Origin of the sequence: Bradyrhizobium sp. NC92 (assembly GCF_025200865.1) — a bacterium.
GTDB lineage: Bacteria > Pseudomonadota > Alphaproteobacteria > Rhizobiales > Xanthobacteraceae > Bradyrhizobium.
In genome coordinates, this window is record NZ_CP104171.1 from 156,765 (window position 1) to 176,478 (window position 19,714).

Sequence of the window (19,714 nt, forward strand, 5' to 3'; positions counted from 1 at the left end):
ATGTACCGGCCGGGACGCTTTGGTTCACGCCTGGGTTCACCGCATCCATGCCAAAAATGCATTGTGAAGGATGAACAGCTGCCCTGTACAGAGGCGGTCGTTCACATGGCCACCCTTGGCCAAACGTTTTTCCGCTTCAATCTGCAACTTTTTTGTGCCATTTGCCCGGAAAGATGCCAGATTGACGCAGCGCCGGGGACATGCGGCGCGGCGCATCCCGGGGAATAGGCCAGACCATGAAACTCGTCGTCGCGATCATCAAACCCTTCAAGCTCGATGAGGTCCGCCAGGCCCTGACGGCAATCGGCGTGCACGGCATGACCGTGACCGAAGTGAAGGGCTATGGCCGGCAGAAGGGCCACACCGAGATCTATCGCGGCGCCGAATATGTCGTGAACTTCCTGCCGAAGCTGCGCATCGAGATCGCGGTCGCCTCCGACGTCGCCGACAAGGCGGTCGCCGTGATCACCGCGACGGCGCGCACCGGGCAGATCGGCGACGGCAAGATCTTCGTCACGCCGATCGACCACGCGCTGCGCATCCGCACCGGCGAGACCGACAGCGACGCGCTCTGACTTTTTGTTTTGACGCGTTTTCTTCACGCGAACCGGTATCCACTTCGCTCGAAAACGCTCTGACACGACTGCTTCGATCGCACCGGGCAACGACGCCACAGCGTGCGACGCCAATTGATGCCGGGGGGAATGACATGGCGGGATTGTTGCGCCGCGCAGCTGCTATGGCTGCGCCAATCGGATTTGTGTCCGTCGTAGCTTCGCCGGCGTACGCGGCGGCCAATGAGATCAACACCGCCGACACGGCCTGGATGATCGTCGCGACCGCGCTGGTGCTGATGATGACGATCCCCGGGCTCGCGCTGTTCTATTCCGGCATGGTGCGCAAGAAGAACGTGCTCGCCACCATGGCGCAGAGCCTCGCCGCGGTGACGCTGATCTCCATTCTCTGGGTGGCGTTCGGGTATTCGCTGTGCTTCGTCGGCGACGGCCCCTGGATCGGCACGCTCGATCGCTGGTTTCTCGCCGGCATGACTTTGGACAGCGTCAACCCTGCGGCCAAGACGATCCCGGAAGCGCTGTTCATGCTGTACCAGATGACGTTTGCCATCATCACGGTGGCGCTGGTCGCAGGCTCGGTCGCCGACCGCATGCGGTTCTCGGCTTATCTCCTGTTTTCCGTCGCCTGGTTCATCTTCGTCTACATTCCGCTGGCGCATTGGGTGTGGGGCGGCGGCTTCCTCAACAGCATGGGCGTGCTCGATTTCGCCGGCGGTCTCGTCGTGCATCTGTCGGCCGGCACCGGCGGCCTCGTTGCGGCCAAGGTGATGGGACGCCGTCACGGCTACGGCACCGAGAATCTCTCGCCGTTCGATCTGTCGCTCGCGGTGATGGGCACCGGCCTGTTGTGGGTCGGTTGGTTCGGCTTCAACGGCGGCTCGGCGGGCGCGGCCAATTCGCGCGCAGTGATGGCGATCATCGCGACCCATCTTGCCGCTTGCGCGGGCGCGCTGACCTGGGGCGCGATCGAGTGGTCGACGCGGCGCAAGCCCTCGGTGCTGGGCATGATCTCCGGCGCGGTCGCAGGCCTCGGCACCATCACGCCGGCCTCGGGCTTCGTCGCGCCATGGCACGGCATCGTCATCGGCATCATTGCCGGTGCGGTCTGCTACTGGGCCTGTACCTGGCTGAAGCACCGCTTCGACTACGACGATTCGCTCGACGTCTTCGGCGTCCATGGCATCGGCGGCCTGACCGGGACCCTGCTCGGCGGCGTGTTCGCCACCAGCGCAATCGGCGGCACCGCCGGCCTGCTGGAGGGCCATCCGCAGCAGCTCCTGATCCAGTTTTACGGCGTCGCCGTGACCTTCGTCTGGTCGGCGGGCGTCAGCTTCATCCTGCTCAAATTGGTCGGCCTGTTCGTGCCGTTGCGCGTATCCCGTGAGCACGAGCTCGAGGGACTGGATATTTCGCAGCACGGTGAAGCCCTGCAATAGGCGCTGCTACTACGTAATTACCTTCCTGCTGCCCGACACGTGAGCAACATTGTGTCGGGAGGCTGTCGTGCCCTCGTTTTGAGCAGGTGTGATCACCTTTTAAGCGCGACGTAATAACGCACTGCATTGCAATACCCGTCAAACGCGAAAACGCCCGTCTTCATAGTCCGTTAGGCAACACGCCTGATCTGGCACGGCATTTGATTCTAGGGGTCCCGGCTGTGCCCGCGTAGTGAAACTTCTCCCTCGTGGCGAACCAGTCGAGAACGCCCGGCCACGTCCGGACCGGGCCCAAGCGGGGATAGGACCCATGAAAATTGTTATGGCGATCATCAAGCCATTCAAGCTTGAAGAAGTCCGTGACGCCCTGACCGCCATCGGCGTTCACGGTCTCACGGTGACGGAAGTCAAGGGGTATGGCCGCCAGAAGGGCCATACGGAAATCTATCGCGGCGCTGAATATGCCGTGAGCTTCCTGCCCAAGATCAAGATCGAGGTCGCTGTCGCCTCCGACCAGGTCGACAAGACCATCGACGCCATCACGTCCGCCGCGAAAACCGGACAGATCGGCGACGGCAAGATCTTCGTCATCAACCTCGACCACGCCGTGCGCATCCGCACCGGCGAGGCCGATGCCGCGGCCCTCTGATTTCGCGCTCAACCTTATCCAAGCAGGAGTAAATAATATGACGTTCAAGCGTCCCCATGGCGCGGGATTGGCGGCTCTCGCAGTCGGCCTGTTCGCTGCGACCGCAGCCTACGCCGAGCCAACGGTCAACAAGGGAGACAACGCCTGGATGCTGACATCGACAGTGCTCGTGCTGTTGATGACGATCCCCGGCCTCGCGCTGTTCTACGGCGGTCTCGTCCGTTCCAAGAACATGCTCTCGGTCCTGATGCAGGTGTTCTACACCGTCTGCGTCGTCACCGTGATCTGGGCCGTGTACGGCTACAGTCTCGCCTTCACCGGCGGCTCCGACTTCATCGGCGGCTTCTCCAAGGCCTTCATGATGGGCGTCACCACCGATTCGAAGGCCGCGACCTTCTCGGTCGACGCCAACATCTCGGAGCTCATCTACATGTGCTTCCAGATGACCTTCGCGGCGATCACGCCCGCCCTCATCGTCGGCGCCTTCGCCGAGCGCATGAAGTTCTCGGCGATCGCGCTCTTCATTCCGCTCTGGGTCACGCTGATCTACTTCCCGATCGCGCACATGGTCTGGTACTGGCCCGGCCCGGACATGATCCAGGACGCTGCCAAGGCGCTCGCTGCGGCGGGTGATGCGGCGGCGAAGACCGCGGCACAGGCCAAGCTCGACGAGATCAACGCCGACGCCGGCTGGATCTTCAAGATGGGCGCCATCGACTTCGCGGGCGGCACCGTGGTTCACATCAACGCCGGCATCGCAGGCCTCGTCGGCGCTCTCCTGATCGGCAAGCGCGTCGGCTACGGCAAGGAGCTGATGGCTCCGCACTCGCTGACCATGTCGATGATCGGCGCCTCGCTGCTCTGGGTCGGCTGGTTCGGCTTCAACGCCGGCTCCAACCTCGAAGCCAGCGGCGGCGCTGCGCTCGCCATGACCAACTCCTTCGTCGCCACCGCGGCCGCTGCGCTGTCGTGGATGTTCGCGGAGTGGATCATCAAGGGCCATCCCTCCGTGCTGGGCGTCATCTCCGGCGCGGTCGCGGGTCTCGTGGCCGTCACGCCTGCGGCTGGCTTCGCCGGCGTGATGGGCGCGATCGTCCTCGGCCTCGTGGTCGGCGTGGTCTGCCTGTTCTTCTGCACCGTCGTGAAGAACGCGCTCGGCTACGATGACTCGCTCGACGTGTTCGGCGTGCACTGCATCGGCGGCATCGTCGGCGCCATCGGCACCGGCATTCTCGTCAACCCCGCCCTCGGCGGCGCCGGCATCATCGACTACACAGCGATCCCGCCGAAGGTCGCCGACTACGACTTTGCGGTTCAGGTGCTCGCTCAGCTCAAGGCTGTCGCCACCACGCTGGTGTGGTCGGGCGTCGGTTCGGCGATCCTCTACAAGGTGGTCGATGTGATCGTTGGCCTCCGCGCCAATGTCGAGAGCGAGCGTGAAGGGCTCGATATCACCGAGCACACCGAGCGCGCCTACAACATGTAACCCTCTCCTCCCGGACGCGGTCTCTTCGGAGACCGCGTCCACAACTACGGTTCGGGCACATACCCGGCAATGCCCTGACCGTTGAGGGGCTCCGGCGCAAGCTGGAGCCCCTTTCTTTTGACCGGGGCGTTGAAGAAAAGGGTTGCCATTCCGCGCGGGCGGCGCAGAAATATCGACCACAAAGATAACAAACGGGAGGTCGTCATGCGTTTGGAAGGCGGATGCTATTGCGGCGAGGTGCGCTACGTGGCCGAGGGCGATGCGATGATGCAGGCGCAGTGTCATTGCCGCGAATGCCAGTACATCTCGGGCGGCGCGCCCAACACCTTCATCGCGATGCCGGCGGCCGGCTTCACCTACATCACCGGTCAACCCAAGCAGTTCCGGCGCAAGGACCTCGAACGCCCCGTCACGCGCGAATTCTGCGCCGAGTGCGGCACGCATCTCGTGACCAAGGTTCCGGGCCTGCCCGCCGCGATCCTGAAGGTCGGCACGCTCGACGAGCCGGCGCAGTTCCAGCCGCAGATGGCGATCTACACCTGCGACATGCAGGAATTCCACACGATCCCCGAGGGCATGAAGACGTTCGAGAAGCTGCCGGGGCGCTGAAGCCGCCATGACGGTGCGCTCCCTCTCCCGCAAGCCAAGCGGGAGAGGTGAGGGAACCAGCCCGCCAGGTCGCTTCCATCCTGTTGTTGTCCGGCCCGATTATTCCCGCGCTGGACGCGGGCGGCGGCCGATGGTTAATCGCGTCTTAACCTCGCCCTATCTATGGTGAACTGAACCGCTTCCCGCCGGCGCCTTGGTGCGACCGGCCGTTCCAAGAGTACTGGCGCCCAGAATGGTCATGACCGCTTCATCCCGTGCGCCGCAGGCCAGTGGAAGCTCCGATTCCGAACGCTCGCCCTTCGTCCGGCTGAATGAGCTCTTGGCCCCGCATCAGCCGGGCAAGCCTTTGATTTCGCTTGCGGTCGGCGAGCCCCAGCATCCCGTGCCCGACTTCGTCGGGCCGGTGCTGGCCAAGCACATCGCCGATTTCGGCCGTTACCCGATGAACCAGGGCACCGAGCCGTTCCGCAACGCCGCCGGCGCCTGGCTGTCATCGCGCTTCAAGCTGCCGCGGTCGCTCGACCCCAAAACCGAGATTCTCGTCCTCAATGGCAGCCGCGAGGGGCTGTTCCTCGCCGCGATCGCGGCCGCCCGCTATGTCGGCCCGCGTCCGGGCAAGCCCGCGATCCTGATGCCGAACCCGTTCTATCCGGTCTACGGCGCAGGCGCTCTTGCGGCCGCTTGCGAGCCGATCCATCTGCCGACGACCGTCGAGAACGGCTTCCTGCCCGATCTCGACGCCATCGACGAAGCGACGCTGGCGCGCACGGTGGCGTTCTACCTGGCTTCGCCCGCCAATCCGCAGGGCTCGGTCGCGAAGCCGGATTATTTCAAGCGCTTGAAGCAGCTCGCCGACCGCTATGGCTTCGTGATCCTCAGCGACGAGTGCTATTCCGAGATCTACACCCGCGAGGCTCCCGGCAGCGCGCTGGAATGCGCCGGTCCCGACTTCACGCGCGTGGTTGCATTCCAGTCGCTATCCAAGCGCTCCAACCTGCCGGGCCTGCGCGTCGGCTTCGCCGCCGGCGACAAGAAATTGATCGGCATGTTCCTCGAGCTGCGCAACATCGCAGCACCCCAGGTGCCGGTGCCGCTCCAGCATGTCGCGACTGTCGCCTATGGCGACGAGGCGCATGTCGAGGAGAACCGGCGGCTGTACCGGATCAAGTTCGATCTCGCCGACCAGATCATCGGCAATCGTTACGGCTATCGCCGGCCCGATGCCGGCTTCTGCGTCTGGCTCAACACCTCCGAGATCGGCGACGACGTGTCGGTGACGCTCAAGCTGTTCAGGGAAGCCGGCGTGCGCGTGGTGCCCGGCAGCTTCCTGGCGCGACGGCAGCCTGACGGATTCAATCCCGGCGCAGGCTATATCCGCCTTGCGCTGGTGCAGGACGGCGAGACCACGGCGCAGGCGCTGCACCGGCTGGTCGAGACTCTGGGTTAGGCGGGGCCCGTGAGCATGTCGGCAATCGAACGTGTCATTCCTCTGGTCGGCCATCTGCCGCCCTCGATCCGCGAGGGGCTTGCGCGGCGCGTGCGCGAGCTCACCGGCCTCGGCCTGATCGCGCTGGCGGGCGTCGCCGCCGCGGCACTGATGACGTGGTCGGTGCAGGATCCCAGCCTCAGCCACGCGACCTCGCGGCCGATCCGCAACATCCTCGGCTATGCCGGTGCGATCGGCGCCGATCTCGCGATGCAGATCCTGGGGCTCGGCGCGATCATGCTGGTGCTGACCGTTGCGGTCTGGGGCTGGCGCATGATGACGCATCGCCCGTTCGATCGCGAGGCGTTGCGGCTCGGCTCCTGGGTTCTCTGCACGGTGATCGCGGCAGGCTTCGTCAGTTGCTTTCAGCACGGCGGCGCCTGGCCGCTGCCGACCGGCCTCGGCGGCGTGGTCGGCGATGCCCTGGTGCGCGCGCCCGCGGTGATCTTCGGGCCGGCCGGCACGATCTATCGCATCGTGCTGGGCACGATCCTGTTCGCCGCGATGACCGCGACTTTCCTAATCGCCTGCGGCCTCGGCGCACGCGAGCATGACGACGAGCTCGCGGAGATCGAGGAAGACGACAAGCCGCTCGACCAAGACGAGGAGAGCGATCGCGGCTCGGTCTCGCTGGGCTGGCTATTCCATGCGCTGATGAGCACCAAGGCGCGGCTGATCTGGTTGCTAGGCGCTGCCTACCGCTCGCTGGTCTCGAGCGGTCCGAAGACCAAGGCTGTCGCCTTCAGCCGCCAGGAGCCCAATCTCGGCGGCGGCCGCTCAGCGCCGTCTATCTCGCCGCAGTCTCACGACGAGGACGACGAGGACGAGCACGAAGAGGACGTGGAAGACGAGGAGGAGGAAGAGGAGGAGCCCGCCGCGCGCGCCCCGAAGAAGAAGGCTGCGCCGAAGGCCGCTTCCAAGAAATCCTCCGACAAGTTCGATCTTCCCTCCGTCTCCATGCTGGCCGCGCCGAAGGCCGGCGATCGCCAGCCGCTCAGCAAAGCCGAGCTGGAGAACAATTCCCGTTCGCTCGAAGGCGTACTGCAGGATTTCGGCGTGCGCGGCGAGATCGTGAAGGCCAATCCCGGCCCCGTTGTCACGCTGTACGAGCTGGAGCCGGCGCCCGGCATCAAGTCCTCGCGCGTGATCGGCCTTGCCGACGACATCGCCCGCTCGATGAGCGCGCTCTCGGCGCGCGTCGCGGTCGTGCCCGGCCGCAACGCCATCGGCATCGAATTGCCGAACGCGCATCGCGAAAAGGTTTACCTGCGCGAATTGCTGGTGGCGAAGGAGGCAACCGATACGGTGGCAAAGCTGCCGCTCTGCCTCGGCAAGACCATCGGTGGCGACCCTGTCATCATCGACCTCGCGCGCACGCCGCACATGCTGATCGCCGGCACCACCGGTTCGGGCAAGTCGGTCGCGATCAACACCATGATCCTCAGCCTCGTCTACAGGCTGCGCCCCGATCAGTGCCGCCTGATCATGGTCGATCCGAAGATGCTCGAGCTCTCCGTCTATGACGGCATTCCCCATCTGCTCACGCCTGTCGTGACCGACCCGAAGAAGGCGGTGGTCGCGCTGAAATGGGCCGTGCGCGAGATGGAGGAGCGCTACAAGAACATGGCCAAGCTCGGTGTGCGCAACATCGACGGCTACAACACGCGCCTGCTCGAATTGAAGGCCAAGGGCGAGGAGCCGACGCGGACCGTGCACACCGGCTTCGACAAGGAAACCGGCAAGGCGATCTACGAGGAAGAGAAGCTCTCGCTCGACCCGCTGCCCTACATCGTCATCATCGTCGACGAAATGGCCGACCTGATGATGGTCGCCGGCAAGGACATCGAAGGCGCGGTGCAGCGTCTCGCGCAGATGGCCCGCGCCGCAGGCCTGCACGTGATCCTGGCGACGCAGCGTCCGTCGGTCGACGTCATCACCGGCACCATCAAGGCGAACTTCCCGACCCGCATCGCATTCCAGGTCACGTCCAAGATCGACAGCCGCACCATTCTGGGCGAGATGGGCGCCGAGCAGCTGCTCGGCCAGGGCGACATGCTCTACATGGCGGGCGGTGGCCGCATCAGCCGCGTGCACGGACCTTTCGCCTCCGACGAGGAGGTCGAGAAGGTGGTGCGTCACCTCAAGACGCAGGGACAGCCGGAATATCTCGAAGCCGTCACGGCCGAGGAGCCGACCGAGGACGAGGACGGTGCCGTGTTCGACGCCACCGGCATGGGCGGGGATGGCGGCGGCGATCTCTTCCAGCAGGCGGTTGCGATCGTCAAGCGCGACCGCAAGGCCTCGACCAGCTACATCCAGCGTCGTCTGCAGATCGGCTATAACCGCGCCGCATCGTTGATGGAGCGCATGGAACTGGAGGGCATCGTCGGTCCCGCCAACCATGCCGGCAAGCGCGAGATTCTGGTCGAGGAAGAAGACAGCCATATGTGAGGCGAGGCGCCTCTGAACATCATTTCACGCAAATTCGATATCTGCTTTTGCCCGAAATCACGGTAAAAGGGCGCCCAGCCATACAGGACGACGCGTTGATCAGACATCCGGACATTCGATTCACTGCCACCATCGCCGCACGAAGCGCGCGCATGGCCGGCGTGCTTCTCGTCACCGCCGCGATGGTGACCGCCGCGTCGTTCGCGCAGACCGTGCCGGTGCCGAAACCCGCGCCGAAGGGGCGTGACGGTGGCGCGTCCGCCGGCGGGCCGGCCGTCACCGGCGCGACGCAGGCGCCGCCCAATCCGGTGATCCCGGATCCGCGGCGCAACGTGCCGAGCAGCATCTTCCAGACGTTCGACGCCAACCAGAAGGCGCAGGCGGCCAAGGTCAGCGCCTATCTGTCGTCGCTGCAGACATTGGTCGGGAATTTTGTCCAGGTCGGCCCCGACGGCAGCAAGACGCAGGGCGATTTCTACATCCAGAAACCCGGCAAGGTGCGCTTCGAATATGACGCGCCGAGCCCGATCGACATCGTCGCCGACGGATCCTCGCTCGTGGTGCGCGACCGCAAGCTCGCGACCCAGGACGTCTATCCGCTGTCGCAGACGCCGCTGCGCTTCCTGCTCTCCGATCGCATCGACCTGATGAAGGACACCAACGTCGTCAACGTCTCGGCCGACGACGTCTTCGTCAGCGTCACCATCGAGGAGAAGCAGGCCCTGGTCGGCACCAGCCGCCTCCTGCTGATGTTCGGCGCCAAGGACGGCCAGCTCAAGCAGTGGACCGTCACCGATCCGCAGGGCTACGACACCACGATCGCGGTCTACAATCTGGATTCGAGCAAGAGGCTCGACCCCAACATGTTCAAGATCGATTTCACCAATTACAGCACGCCGTCGCCGGGTTGAGCGCTCCGCTGCCGTAGGGTGGGCAAAGCGAAGCGTGCCCACGATTCTCGGACTTGAAAAGACGGTGGGCACGGCGCTTTGCGCCTTTGCCCACCCTACGAGAGCTTGCTAAGACGCATTCCCCATGCGTCTTTCCCTGACAACCTGGAACATCAATTCGGTGCGGCTGCGCATCGACCTGGTCGCGAAGTTTCTCAAGAGCGCGCGGCCGGAGGTGCTCTGCCTGCAGGAGACCAAGTGCATCGACGACGCCTTTCCGCTGAAGCGCTTCAAGCGGCTCGGCTACGAGCACATCGCGCTGAACGGGCAGAAGGGCTATCACGGCGTCGCCATCGTCTCGAAGATCCCGTTCGAATCAAAGGACATCCGCACCTTCTGCGACAAGGTGGATTCGCGCCACATCTCGGTGTCGTTCGGCGACAAGGCGGGCATCGCAAGACCGCTGGTGCTGCATAATTTCTACGTGCCCGCGGGCGGCGACATTCCCGATCCCGTTGCGAACGAGAAGTTCGATCACAAGCTCCGCTTCCTCGACGAGATGACGGCGTGCGAGCCGCTGCATCCGCGCGGTGAGGATCGCCACATCCTGGTCGGCGATCTCAACGTCGCCCCGCATGAGAACGACGTGTGGTCGCACAAGCAGCTGCTGAAAGTCGTGTCGCACACGCCGGTCGAAACCGAGAAGCTGAAGGCGGCGCTCGAAGCCGGCGAATGGGTCGACGTCGCGCGCGATCGCATTCCGATGTCGGAGAAGGTCTATACGTGGTGGAGCTATCGCTCCGCCGACTGGACCGTCGGCGATCGCGGCCGCAGGCTCGACCATATCTGGGTCTCGCGCGCGCTGAAGGACGCGGTGCAGGATTTCAGGATTCTGCGCGACGCCCGCAGCTGGGAGCGTCCGTCGGACCATGTCCCCGTGACGGTGACGCTGGAGGTTTAGCCCCGCCTGTCATTCCGGGCTCGCGACTTCGTCGCGCCCCGGAATGACGAGCGGAGAGAGCTCAGCTCGTCAGCTTCGCGCCCGCCATCAGGATATCGCTCGCGATCTGGCTGGAGCGCACCGCGAATTCGTCGCGCAGGCGCACCGCCGCGGCGGGATCGCTTTCGAGCACGCGCTGGAACAGGCTGCGTGCGACGCGGATGACGGAGGAATGCTCCAGCGCGATCGCGCTCGACGGCCGCTTCATCGGCACCACCAGCGCGAGCTCGCCGATCAGCGCACCGGGGCCGGCGATCATTTCGGCGCCGGCGCCGTCCTCGACCCGGAAGGCGCCGCGCTGGACCACGAAACCGGCATCGGCGTCGTCGCCGAGATTGAACAGCACGTCGCCGCGTACGAAGTCACGCTGCTCGGAGCCGATCGCCAGCATGCGCAACGAGGCGTCTCCCAACAGGCGCAGTGTCGGGACACGCTCGAGAAGCGCTACATCATCGTCGATTGACATTCAGGTCCGAGGCTCGAAGGCATGCGATCTAAAACGATTCGCACGCCGTCGAAGCGTATCACGGCACCAGCTTGTAGCCACCGGCTTCCGTGACCAGGATCTCCGGGTTGGCCGCGTCCTTCTCGATCTTCTGGCGCAGGCGGTAGATGTGGGTTTCCAGCGTGTGGGTGGTAACGCCGGAATTGTAGCCCCAGACCTCCTGGAGCAGGGTCTCGCGCGACACCGGCATCTGGCCGGCCCGATAGAGGAAGCGGAGGATGGCGGTTTCCTTCTCGGTGAGCCGCACCTTGCGGGCATTGGCCGCGGTCAGCATCTTCGAGCCGGGACGGAAGGAGTAGGGGCCGACCGAGAACACCGCGTCCTCACTGGCCTCGTGCTGGCGGAGCTGGGCGCGGATGCGGGCCAGCAGCACGGCGAAGCGGAAGGGCTTTGCCACATAGTCGTTGGCGCCGGATTCCAGGCCCAAAATCGTGTCCGAATCGGTGTCGTGCCCGGTCAGCATGATGATCGGGGCCTTGAAGCCGCCCTTGCGCAGGGAGCGGACGACCTCGCGGCCATCGGTGTCGGGCAGGCCGACATCCATCAGGACCAGATCGGGGGAGTTGGCCTTCGCGGCGCTGGCGCCCTTGGCGCCGGTATCGACGGCGGAGGCCTCGAATTCTTCGTGTAGCGATAATTGCTCCACCAACGTATCGCGCAGATCGGTATCGTCATCCACGATCAGGATCTTGCGGGCATTGGCCATGGGGGGTCATCCTTTTGGGGTCCGGCTCGGCGCGCATCCATGCCGCACCCAGCCGCGAGGGAAGTTTAAGGTCGCCGTTATTATTGTTGTTCGTGTTGAAGTAGTGGGCTGTTACCGATTCACAAGCCAGAAGCACTCTAACTCAGAATAGCAGGCCGTTTTGATGAATGTCCTGTAATGAATTCGACATTGCGCGTTCACATGAAAAATAAAGCAGCTTCAGTCGGTTACACCAGGAATCGACGTGCCGGGCCGCTGTCGGCGATCCGCGTTAAGCCTGCTGCCGGTAATCCGCGGCGGGGCTGGCTGACGGCCGGAGCGCTGACCATTCCGGTTGCGCTGGGGCGAGGCGGCATCCTCGCCAACAAGCGCGAAGGCGATGGCGGCACCCCCAGAGGCAGCTTCCGGCCCAGGCAATTGTGGTGGCGGGGCGACCGGCACAGCCGTCCCCGGACATTCCTGCCGGCCCGGATCATCACCGGCGAGGACGCCTGGTGCGAGGATCCGCGGGATCGCCATTACAACCAGAGCATCCGGCTCGGCGAGGGGCAGGGCGGCGACCGCCTCGAGCGCGGCGATCATCTCTACGACTTCATCATCGAGATCGACCACAACACGCGCCCCCGCATCGCCGGCCGCGGCAGCGCGGTGTTCCTGCACCTCGCCCGCGACAATTTCGGCCCGACCGCCGGCTGCGTCTCCATGACGAAATCCGCGATGCTGCAATTGCTGCGGCGCCTGGGCCCGCGAACAAAGATCATCATCGGGTGAGGCACGCCGCCGTCATTGCGAGGAGCCCTTGCGACGAAGCAATCCAGAATCTTTCTGCGGAGGGACTCTGGATTGCTTCGCTTCGCTCGCAATGACGAAATCGAGGACGTGTATGGCTCCCTGACCCGGCTTACGGCTATCACCGATGCCCGAAGATCGCGCTCCCGACGCGCACATGGGTGGCGCCCAACATGATGGCGGTCGCGAAATCGGCGCTCATGCCCATCGAGAGATTCGTCAAGCCATTGCGCGCGGCGATCTTGGCGGTGAGCGCAAAGTGCGCGGCAGGGGGCTCGTCGACCGGCGGGATGCACATCAACCCGGAGATCGTCAGCCCGTAGGTGTCGCGGCAGCTCGCAATGAAGGCATCGGCCTCGCCAGGCGCGACGCCGGCCTTCTGCGGCTCCTCGCCGGTGTTGATCTGGACGAACAGCTGCGGGTGCTTGTTCTGGGATTCGATTTCCTTGGCTAACGCTTGGCAAATGCTCGGACGGTCGACCGAATGGATGGCGTCGAACAGCGCGACTGCCTCTTTCGCCTTGTTGGATTGCAGCGGCCCGATCAGATGCAGCGCGATACCGGGGTAAGCAGACGTTAATGCCGGCCACTTGGCTTTGGCTTCCTGCACCCGATTCTCGCCAAATACGCGCTGTCCGGCGGCGATAACCGGAGTAATTGCGTCCGCCGCGAAAGTCTTGGACACGGCGATCAGCGTGACCGAGGCGCGGTCACGCTGCGCGTCCCTGCAGGCGCGTGCAATTTCGGCTTCGACTGTGGCGAGCGCATTTGGTGAATCGCCGGTTACCGGCGCGGCGTTGGCTTCTGTCATGACGTCTCTTGGCTGTGACCGAACCCGCGTTAGGTCCAATTTTACCGAGTTCAAGAAACAGTTTTTGAACCCTTCGCTTTACCTTAGCCCGCGGGGTGGGTAGCGAAAATGGCAAGCGTCAGTCTCAACCGCAAGCGCGCGAAACTCAAGCAGGTTCTCGGAATCCGGGCGCGGCTTGCGTTGCTCGCGGTGATTCTCGTGACGCCCCTGATGATCGAGCGCATCCGGTCCCTCGAAGACACGCGCGCGCGGCAGATCGCGCAGGCTGCGGCTGAATTCACCATTGTGGCAAGGCACAGCGCCGATGCACAGCGCGAGGTGATCTCGTCGGTCGAGACTATCCTGAAATCGGAGGCCTTCATCCGCGCCTCCGCCGGCGGAATCACCAAGAGCTGCGACGTGCTGCGGGCGAGCCTGCCGTCGAGCCTCCCCTGGATCCGCACGCTTCTGATCGCCGGCCAGGACGGCCGCATCCAATGCGCCACCAACAACATGTATGTCGGCCTCGATCTCAGCGACCGGCCGTACTTCCAGCAGGCCCAGGAAACCGGCCGCTTCGTGCTGAGCGACTTCATCATGTCGCGGCCGGTGCCCTCGCCGACGGTGATGGCGGTTTATCCGGTCTCCGCCTTCAGCGGTGTGGCCGATGCCGTCGTGCTCGCCACCGTCAATCTCGACTGGATGTCGAAGGTCATGAACAATCTGGGCGGTCGCGCCGGCATCACCGCGGTGCTGGTCGACAGCGCGGGCACCGTGCTGGCGGCACCGGCCGATCAGCACAGCGCGGTCGGCCGTCCGCTCGACCACATGCCGCTGATGTCCGCGATCGCCGACAAGGCGCTGCGCTCCGATCAGGATGAGGGTTCGCTGTCCTTCCTCGCCGCCGACGGCTCCCGCCGCGCCGTCAGCTATATCCGCATCGCCGGCACCAATGCCCGTCTGATCGCCAGCATCGACGAGGACAAGGTGTCCGCAGCGGTCAGCCGCGACATCCGCACCGCCTATCTGCAGCTCGCCTTCGTGCTCATGTTCGTCCTGCTCGGCGCGCTGATCGCCGCCGAAAAGCTCGTGATCAAGCCGATCGAGATGCTCGCCGACATGGCCAAGCGTCTCGGCGAGGGCGATCTCTCGGCCCGCGCCGCGCGCAATCGCCTGCCCGCCGAGTTCGTGCCGCTGGCCCGCGCGTTCAACGCGATGGCCGCGCAGCTGAGCCAGCGCGAGCGCGAGCTGATCGCAAGCAACGACCGCCTGACGGTGATGGCTTCGATCGACATGCTGTCCGGCCTCGCCAATCGCCGCGGTTTCCAGAGCCGGCTGGATTTCGAATGGATGCGCGCGCAGCAATATGGCAGCGAGCTCGCGCTTCTGATGATCGACGTCGATCATTTCAAGCTGTTCAACGACACCTATGGCCATCTCGAAGGCGATTCCTGCCTGACGCGGCTCGGCGAATCGCTGTCCGGCATCGCCGCCGACACGATGGGCTTCGCGGCCCGTTACGGCGGCGAGGAGTTCTGCCTGCTGCTGCCGAACACCGACGTGACGCGCGCCGTCGAGATCGGCGAGCAGGTGCGTTCGGCCGTGCTGAAGCTCTGTCTGCCGCACATCACCTCGCACCACATGATCGTCACGGTCTCGATCGGCGTCGCTGCGACCAAGCCGAACGAGACCCTGCGCCCAGGTGACTTGATCGAAGCCGCCGACGCCGCGCTCTACGCCGCCAAGCACCGCGGCCGCAACAACGTCGTCGAGCACGGCGTGCAGGCCATCGAAACCAGCGCGGGCGAGATGATGATGGTGGCGAGCGCCTAAAAAGCGCGGCGAGATTCATCGCGCCTTTTGTTGTCTACGCATGATCCTTCCGGAAAACCGCTTCGCACTTGTCCTGATCGTGCTTTACCCCGCAGCCCCGGCCCGCTCGAGCTCGCTCTCCGTCACCACACGATTACGACCGCCGCCCTTGGCGAGATAGAGCGCGCGGTCGCAACGCTCGATCAGATCCGCGATCGTCTCGCCGACCCGGTATTGCGCCACGCCGATCGACACGCTGATGCCGGGCAGGATCTCGCCGGTCGAACGACGCGTGATGGTGGCTTCAGCGATTGCGCGCCTGATGCGTTCGGCGATCTCGGCGCAGGCGGCCAGATCGGCGTCCGGCAGCACCGCGATCAGCTCCTCGCCGCCATAGCGGGCCGGCAGATCCTGCGCGCGAACCTTCTCGCGCAGCACCTTGGCCATCAGGCGCAGCACCTGGTCGCCGACACCGTGGCCGAAATTGTCGTTGAAGGACTTGAAGTGATCGATGTCGAGCAGCAGCACGCTGAGCGGCTCGCCCCATTCCGCCGTCGTCTGCGCCTTGCGCAGGAATTCATCGAGCGCCCGCCGGTTCGCCAGCCCCGTCAGCGTGTCGGTCCGGGCGCGCTGCTCGGATCGCGACAGCGAATCGCGTATCACGTCGAGCTCGCGGGTCTTTTCCGCAAAGCCTACCTCCAGCCGCGTCGCCCGCGTGGCGGCCCGCGCCAGCTCGTTCATGAGCTGGGCGACCAGCAGCTTTGGATCGACGCCGGCCTTGCCCTGGTCGGCCACCTGGCTGATGACCTGCATCTGCGAATGATTGTCAGCGATCGCTGTCGCCAGAAACTCCTTCGCCGTCCCCATCAGCGCCTGCAGCCGCTCGGACGTGTCGACCACGACGGCACTCACCTGGGGCGCGACGTAGGTCTCGAACAGATCCTGATTGGTTTGGGCATCGAACGGACGATTGTGATCGATCAGGAGATCGATTGCGTTGCGCAGATCGTCGTGGCCGCCTGCGAAATATTGGTACCAGACCGCAAAATTGGCCGGGGTCGGCGCAACCCGCTGTTCGGCCATGCTCCGCGTCGCCCGCCCAGCAATGGACGCGGCATAGTCGTAATCGGGATCGTCGAAGCTGGAATCCATTTGCGGTACGCGGCCTTGTCGAGCCGCAAATTGGCATTGACCCCTTAATCACACCCCAACGCGGGCCCTCGTAGTTATGCGGAGGCGTCGCCAAAGTTCCAAAACGCGGCAACCCATTGACCCCCCGAGGTCTTCTATGGCCTAGTCCGCCGTCTTGACGGCCGAACCCACGAAAACCCAACGATTCCATGACCTCCGAACGCTATAACGCCCGCGATGCCGAACCGCGCTGGCAACGCCTCTGGGACGAGCAGGCGATCTTCGTCTCCAAGAACGACGATCCGCGGCCGAAATACTACGTCCTCGAGATGTTCCCCTACCCATCCGGGCGCATCCATATCGGCCATGTCCGGAATTACACGCTCGGCGACGTGCTGGCCCGCTTCATGCGCGCCAAGGGGTTCAACGTGCTGCACCCGATGGGCTGGGACGCTTTCGGCCTGCCGGCCGAGAACGCCGCGATCGAGCGCAAGGTGGCGCCGAAGGCCTGGACCTACGACAACATCGCCGCGATGAAGAAGCAGCTCCGCTCGATCGGGCTGTCGCTGGACTGGTCCAGGGAGATCGCGACCTGCGATCCCTCCTATTACAAGCACCAGCAGAAGATGTTCCTGGACTTCCTGCGCGCAGGCCTTGCCGAGCGCGAGAAGCGCAAGGTGAACTGGGATCCCGTCGACATGACCGTGCTCGCCAACGAGCAGGTGATCGACGGCCGCGGCTGGCGTTCGGGCGCCGTGGTCGAGCAGCGCGAGATGAACCAGTGGGTCTTCAAGATCACGAAGTACTCGCAGGAGCTGCTGTCGGCGCTCGACGGGCTGGACCGCTGGCCCGACAAGGTGCGGCTGATGCAGCGCAACTGGATCGGCCGCTCCGAGGGCCTCCTGATCCGCTTCGCGCTGGATGCGGCAACGACGCCGGCGGGCGAGAGCGAGCTGAAGATCTTCACGACGCGCCCCGACACGCTGTTCGGCGCCAAGTTCATGGCGATCTCGGCGGATCATCCGCTGGCGCAGGCAGCAGCGGCCAAGAACCCGAAGCTTGCCGAGTTCATCGCCGAGATCAAGAAGATCGGCACCGCACAGGAGATCATCGACACCGCGGAGAAGCAGGGTTTTGATACCGGCATCCGCGCGGTGCACCCATTCGATCCCTCCTGGAAGCTGCCGGTCTATGTCGCCAACTTCGTGCTGATGGAATACGGCACCGGCGCCATCTTCGGCTGCCCCGCACACGACCAGCGCGACCTCGACTTCGTCAACAAGTACAATCTCGGCAACACGCCCGTCGTATGCCCGGAAGGTCAGGACCCGAAGAGCTTCGTCATCACCGACACCGCCTATGACGGTGACGGCCGCATGATCAATTCGCGCTTCCTCGACGGCATGACCATCGACGAGGCCAAGGAAGAGGTGGCGAAACGGCTCGAGACCGAGCTGCGCGGCAACGCGCCGGTCGGCGAGCGTCAGGTCAATTTCCGCCTGCGCGACTGGGGCATTTCACGCCAGCGCTATTGGGGCTGCCCGATTCCGATCATTCACTGTCCGAAGTGCGACGTGGTGCCGGTGCCGGATGCCGACCTGCCCGTGAAGCTGCCCGACGATGCGACCTTCGACAGACCGGGCAACGCGCTCGATCATCATCCGACCTGGAAGCACGTCACCTGCCCGCAATGCGGAGGTAAGGCCCAACGCGAAACCGACACCATGGACACCTTCGTGGATTCGTCCTGGTACTTCGCGCGCTTCACCGATCCCTGGAACGAGGCTTCGCCGACGACGCCTGATGTCGCCAACCGGATGCTGCCGGTCGACCAATATATCGGCGGCGTCGAGCACGCGATCCTGCATCTGCTCTACAGCCGCTTCTTCACCCGCGCGATGAAGGCGACGGGGCACATCGCGCTGGACGAGCCGTTCGCCGGGATGTTCACGCAAGGCATGGTGGTGCACGAGACCTACCAGAAGGCCGACGGCACCTATGTGCAGCCGGCCGAGGTGAAGGTCGAGGTCGGCGGCAACGGACGGCGCGCCACGCTGCTGACGACGGGCGAAGACATCGCGATCGGCCCGATCGAGAAGATGTCCAAGTCGAAGAAGAACACGGTCGACCCCGACGACATCATCGAGACCTATGGCGCCGACGTCGCCCGCTGGTTCATGCTGTCGGACTCCCCGCCCGACCGCGACGTGATCTGGAGCGACGAGCGCGTCCAGGGCGCCTCGCGCTTCGTGCAGCGGCTGTGGCGGCTGGTGAACGATGCCGTCGAACTCGGCAAGGCTGCGCCCGCGGCCCGGCCGGCCAGCTTCGGCCCGGACGCCACCGCTTTGCGCAAGGCCGCCCACGGCGCGCTGGACAAGGTCACCACCGGCATCGAGCGGTTGCATTTCAACGTTTGCCTGGCCCATATCCGCGAATTCACCAATGCATTCTCGGAGGTGCTCCAGCGGCCCGGCCAGCCCGCCCCTGATCTCGCCTGGGCGATCCAGGAGGCCAGCCAGATCCTGGTCCAGCTGTTCTCGCCGATGATGCCGCATCTGGCCGAGGAGTGCTGGCAGGTGCTTTTCAAGAATGGTCTTGGCCGAAAGGGGCTGGTTTCGGAGGCCGATTGGCCCCAAATCGAACGCGATTTGCTGGTTGAAGACAGCGTGACCCTGGTGGTCCAGGTCAACGGCAAGAAGCGGGGTGAGGTCACAGTTGCAACAGCGGCCCAAAATCCGGAAATCGAGGCTGCCGTTTTGGCCCTCGATGCGGTAAAGCTGGCCCTGGACGGCAAGCCCGTCCGCAAGGTGATCATCGTCCCCAAGAGGATCGTGAATGTTGTCGGCTAGGATCCGTATCGCAGCCCGCTTGCTGGCAGTCGCCGCGCTGGCGGCGCTGACGGCCGGCTGCTTCCAGCCGATGTATGCCGAGCGCAGCGACGGCACCCCAGGCCTGCGCGAGAAGCTGATGGGGGTCGAGCTGCCCCCGATCAACAAGTCCAATGCCTCCCGCGAGGCCCGCGTCGGCGTCGAGATCCGCAACGCGCTGGCCTTCAAGCTTTACGGCACCGCGACGGGCATGCCGCCGACCCACCGGCTCGACATCCGCTTCACCACCAGCCGCTCCTCGCTGATCGTCAGCTCCATGACCGGACTGCCGACCAGCGAAAATCTCGGCATCGACGCCCAGTACAATCTGATCGACGTCGCGACCGGCCGGTCGGTGATGAACGGCTCGACGTTCTCGCGCGTGTCCTACGACATGCCCGGCTCCTATCAGCGCTTCTCGCGCACCCGCGCCGTACGCGATGCCGAGGATCGCGCCGCCAACGAGATCGCCGAGAACATCACGACCCGGCTCGCCTCGTTCTTCACTGCGGGCACGTAGTTCGCTCCCGTC

17 protein-coding genes are annotated in these 19,714 nt (G+C 64.6%); 13 read left to right on the forward strand and 4 right to left on the reverse strand.

Features of this window, described 5'->3' with window-relative positions; genetic code table 11:
- Nucleotides 1-236: 236 nt before the first annotated feature.
- The 9 genes from N2602_RS00735 to xth all read left to right on the forward strand — a co-directional run bounded on the left by N2602_RS00735 (nucleotide 237) and on the right by xth (nucleotide 10,543).
- Nucleotides 237-575, forward strand: coding sequence for a P-II family nitrogen regulator (locus tag N2602_RS00735; RefSeq protein WP_008142802.1), 339 nt, complete (start codon nucleotides 237-239; stop codon nucleotides 573-575).
- 134 nt (nucleotides 576-709) lie between these two features.
- The gene (locus tag N2602_RS00740) at nucleotides 710-2,011 is read left to right on the forward strand and encodes an ammonium transporter (protein WP_260381457.1); all 1,302 of its coding nucleotides are present in this window, start codon (nucleotides 710-712) and stop codon (nucleotides 2,009-2,011) included.
- Between the two features lie 310 nt (nucleotides 2,012-2,321).
- Nucleotides 2,322-2,660, forward strand: coding sequence for a P-II family nitrogen regulator (locus N2602_RS00745; protein WP_008142813.1), 339 nt, complete (start codon nucleotides 2,322-2,324; stop codon nucleotides 2,658-2,660).
- Nucleotides 2,661-2,697: 37 nt separating this feature from the next.
- On the forward strand, nucleotides 2,698-4,146 hold the full coding sequence (locus N2602_RS00750; protein WP_212257864.1) for an ammonium transporter: 1,449 nt from the start codon (nucleotides 2,698-2,700) through the stop codon (nucleotides 4,144-4,146).
- 204 nt (nucleotides 4,147-4,350) lie between these two features.
- Nucleotides 4,351-4,755 (forward strand): GFA family protein, encoded by a 405-nt coding sequence (locus N2602_RS00755; protein WP_172787841.1) that lies wholly within the window; start codon nucleotides 4,351-4,353, stop codon nucleotides 4,753-4,755.
- Nucleotides 4,756-4,987: 232 nt separating this feature from the next.
- Nucleotides 4,988-6,202, forward strand: coding sequence for an aminotransferase class I/II-fold pyridoxal phosphate-dependent enzyme (locus N2602_RS00760; RefSeq protein ID WP_172787840.1), 1,215 nt, complete (start codon nucleotides 4,988-4,990; stop codon nucleotides 6,200-6,202).
- A 9-nt stretch (nucleotides 6,203-6,211) separates the two neighbouring features.
- Complete coding sequence (locus tag N2602_RS00765) at nucleotides 6,212-8,692, forward strand: DNA translocase FtsK (protein WP_212257862.1); 2,481 nt, start codon at nucleotides 6,212-6,214, stop codon at nucleotides 8,690-8,692.
- A gap of 152 nt (nucleotides 8,693-8,844) precedes the next feature.
- Nucleotides 8,845-9,603 (forward strand): outer membrane lipoprotein carrier protein LolA, encoded by a 759-nt coding sequence (locus tag N2602_RS00770; protein WP_172787899.1) that lies wholly within the window; start codon nucleotides 8,845-8,847, stop codon nucleotides 9,601-9,603.
- Nucleotides 9,604-9,727: 124 nt separating this feature from the next.
- Nucleotides 9,728-10,543: an exodeoxyribonuclease III gene (gene xth / locus N2602_RS00775; RefSeq protein WP_260381458.1), complete on the forward strand. Its 816-nt coding sequence runs from the start codon at nucleotides 9,728-9,730 to the stop codon at nucleotides 10,541-10,543.
- A 61-nt stretch (nucleotides 10,544-10,604) separates the two neighbouring features.
- Here the strand turns inward: xth and N2602_RS00780 are convergent, their stop codons facing one another.
- On the reverse strand, nucleotides 10,605-11,048 hold the full coding sequence (locus N2602_RS00780) for a cyclic nucleotide-binding domain-containing protein (protein WP_018646009.1): 444 nt from the start codon (nucleotides 11,046-11,048) through the stop codon (nucleotides 10,605-10,607).
- 58 nt (nucleotides 11,049-11,106) lie between these two features.
- The gene (locus tag N2602_RS00785) at nucleotides 11,107-11,793 is read right to left on the reverse strand and encodes a response regulator transcription factor (protein WP_008142830.1); all 687 of its coding nucleotides are present in this window, start codon (nucleotides 11,791-11,793) and stop codon (nucleotides 11,107-11,109) included.
- 201 nt (nucleotides 11,794-11,994) lie between these two features.
- Here N2602_RS00785 and N2602_RS00790 point away from each other — a divergent pair, with 201 nt between their 5' ends.
- The gene (locus tag N2602_RS00790; protein WP_260381459.1) at nucleotides 11,995-12,564 is read left to right on the forward strand and encodes a L,D-transpeptidase; all 570 of its coding nucleotides are present in this window, start codon (nucleotides 11,995-11,997) and stop codon (nucleotides 12,562-12,564) included.
- Between the two features lie 139 nt (nucleotides 12,565-12,703).
- On the opposite strand, the gene N2602_RS00795 is transcribed toward N2602_RS00790, so the two are convergent.
- Complete coding sequence (locus tag N2602_RS00795) at nucleotides 12,704-13,393, reverse strand: YggS family pyridoxal phosphate-dependent enzyme (RefSeq protein WP_212257859.1); 690 nt, start codon at nucleotides 13,391-13,393, stop codon at nucleotides 12,704-12,706.
- Between the two features lie 108 nt (nucleotides 13,394-13,501).
- Here N2602_RS00795 and N2602_RS00800 point away from each other — a divergent pair, with 108 nt between their 5' ends.
- Nucleotides 13,502-15,205 (forward strand): diguanylate cyclase domain-containing protein, encoded by a 1,704-nt coding sequence (locus tag N2602_RS00800; protein WP_260381460.1) that lies wholly within the window; start codon nucleotides 13,502-13,504, stop codon nucleotides 15,203-15,205.
- An 84-nt stretch (nucleotides 15,206-15,289) separates the two neighbouring features.
- On the opposite strand, the gene N2602_RS00805 is transcribed toward N2602_RS00800, so the two are convergent.
- Complete coding sequence (locus tag N2602_RS00805) at nucleotides 15,290-16,336, reverse strand: GGDEF domain-containing protein (RefSeq protein WP_260381461.1); 1,047 nt, start codon at nucleotides 16,334-16,336, stop codon at nucleotides 15,290-15,292.
- 188 nt (nucleotides 16,337-16,524) lie between these two features.
- Here N2602_RS00805 and leuS point away from each other — a divergent pair, with 188 nt between their 5' ends.
- Entirely contained in the window at nucleotides 16,525-19,164 is a 2,640-nt protein-coding gene (gene leuS / locus N2602_RS00810; RefSeq protein ID WP_172787833.1) for a leucine--tRNA ligase, read from the forward strand.
- Entirely contained in the window at nucleotides 19,151-19,702 is a 552-nt protein-coding gene (gene lptE / locus N2602_RS00815; RefSeq protein ID WP_172787832.1) for an LPS assembly lipoprotein LptE, read from the forward strand. The genes leuS and lptE overlap by 14 nt, the downstream gene beginning before the upstream one ends.
- Nucleotides 19,703-19,714: the final 12 nt, after the last annotated feature.

What these genes read in the sequence shown, in the direction of transcription:
- N2602_RS00740 (WP_260381457.1), top strand. Translation starts at nt 710, where the DNA reads ATGGCGGGATTGTTGCGCCGCGCAGCTGCTATGGCTGCGCCAATCGGA.
- N2602_RS00805 (WP_260381461.1), bottom strand. Translation starts at nt 16,336, where the DNA reads ATGGATTCCAGCTTCGACGATCCCGATTACGACTATGCCGCGTCCATT.
- N2602_RS00770 (WP_172787899.1), top strand. Translation starts at nt 8,845, where the DNA reads ATGGCCGGCGTGCTTCTCGTCACCGCCGCGATGGTGACCGCCGCGTCG.
- N2602_RS00755 (WP_172787841.1), top strand. Translation starts at nt 4,351, where the DNA reads ATGCGTTTGGAAGGCGGATGCTATTGCGGCGAGGTGCGCTACGTGGCC.
- N2602_RS00735 (WP_008142802.1), top strand. Translation starts at nt 237, where the DNA reads ATGAAACTCGTCGTCGCGATCATCAAACCCTTCAAGCTCGATGAGGTC.
- N2602_RS00760 (WP_172787840.1), top strand. Translation starts at nt 4,988, where the DNA reads ATGGTCATGACCGCTTCATCCCGTGCGCCGCAGGCCAGTGGAAGCTCC.
- N2602_RS00795 (WP_212257859.1), bottom strand. Translation starts at nt 13,393, where the DNA reads ATGACAGAAGCCAACGCCGCGCCGGTAACCGGCGATTCACCAAATGCG.
- N2602_RS00780 (WP_018646009.1), bottom strand. Translation starts at nt 11,048, where the DNA reads ATGTCAATCGACGATGATGTAGCGCTTCTCGAGCGTGTCCCGACACTG.
- N2602_RS00790 (WP_260381459.1), top strand. Translation starts at nt 11,995, where the DNA reads ATGAAAAATAAAGCAGCTTCAGTCGGTTACACCAGGAATCGACGTGCC.
- xth (WP_260381458.1), top strand. Translation starts at nt 9,728, where the DNA reads ATGCGTCTTTCCCTGACAACCTGGAACATCAATTCGGTGCGGCTGCGC.
- N2602_RS00800 (WP_260381460.1), top strand. Translation starts at nt 13,502, where the DNA reads ATGGCAAGCGTCAGTCTCAACCGCAAGCGCGCGAAACTCAAGCAGGTT.
- lptE (WP_172787832.1), top strand. Translation starts at nt 19,151, where the DNA reads ATGTTGTCGGCTAGGATCCGTATCGCAGCCCGCTTGCTGGCAGTCGCC.
- N2602_RS00785 (WP_008142830.1), bottom strand. Translation starts at nt 11,793, where the DNA reads ATGGCCAATGCCCGCAAGATCCTGATCGTGGATGACGATACCGATCTG.
- leuS (WP_172787833.1), top strand. Translation starts at nt 16,525, where the DNA reads ATGACCTCCGAACGCTATAACGCCCGCGATGCCGAACCGCGCTGGCAA.
- N2602_RS00750 (WP_212257864.1), top strand. Translation starts at nt 2,698, where the DNA reads ATGACGTTCAAGCGTCCCCATGGCGCGGGATTGGCGGCTCTCGCAGTC.
- N2602_RS00745 (WP_008142813.1), top strand. Translation starts at nt 2,322, where the DNA reads ATGAAAATTGTTATGGCGATCATCAAGCCATTCAAGCTTGAAGAAGTC.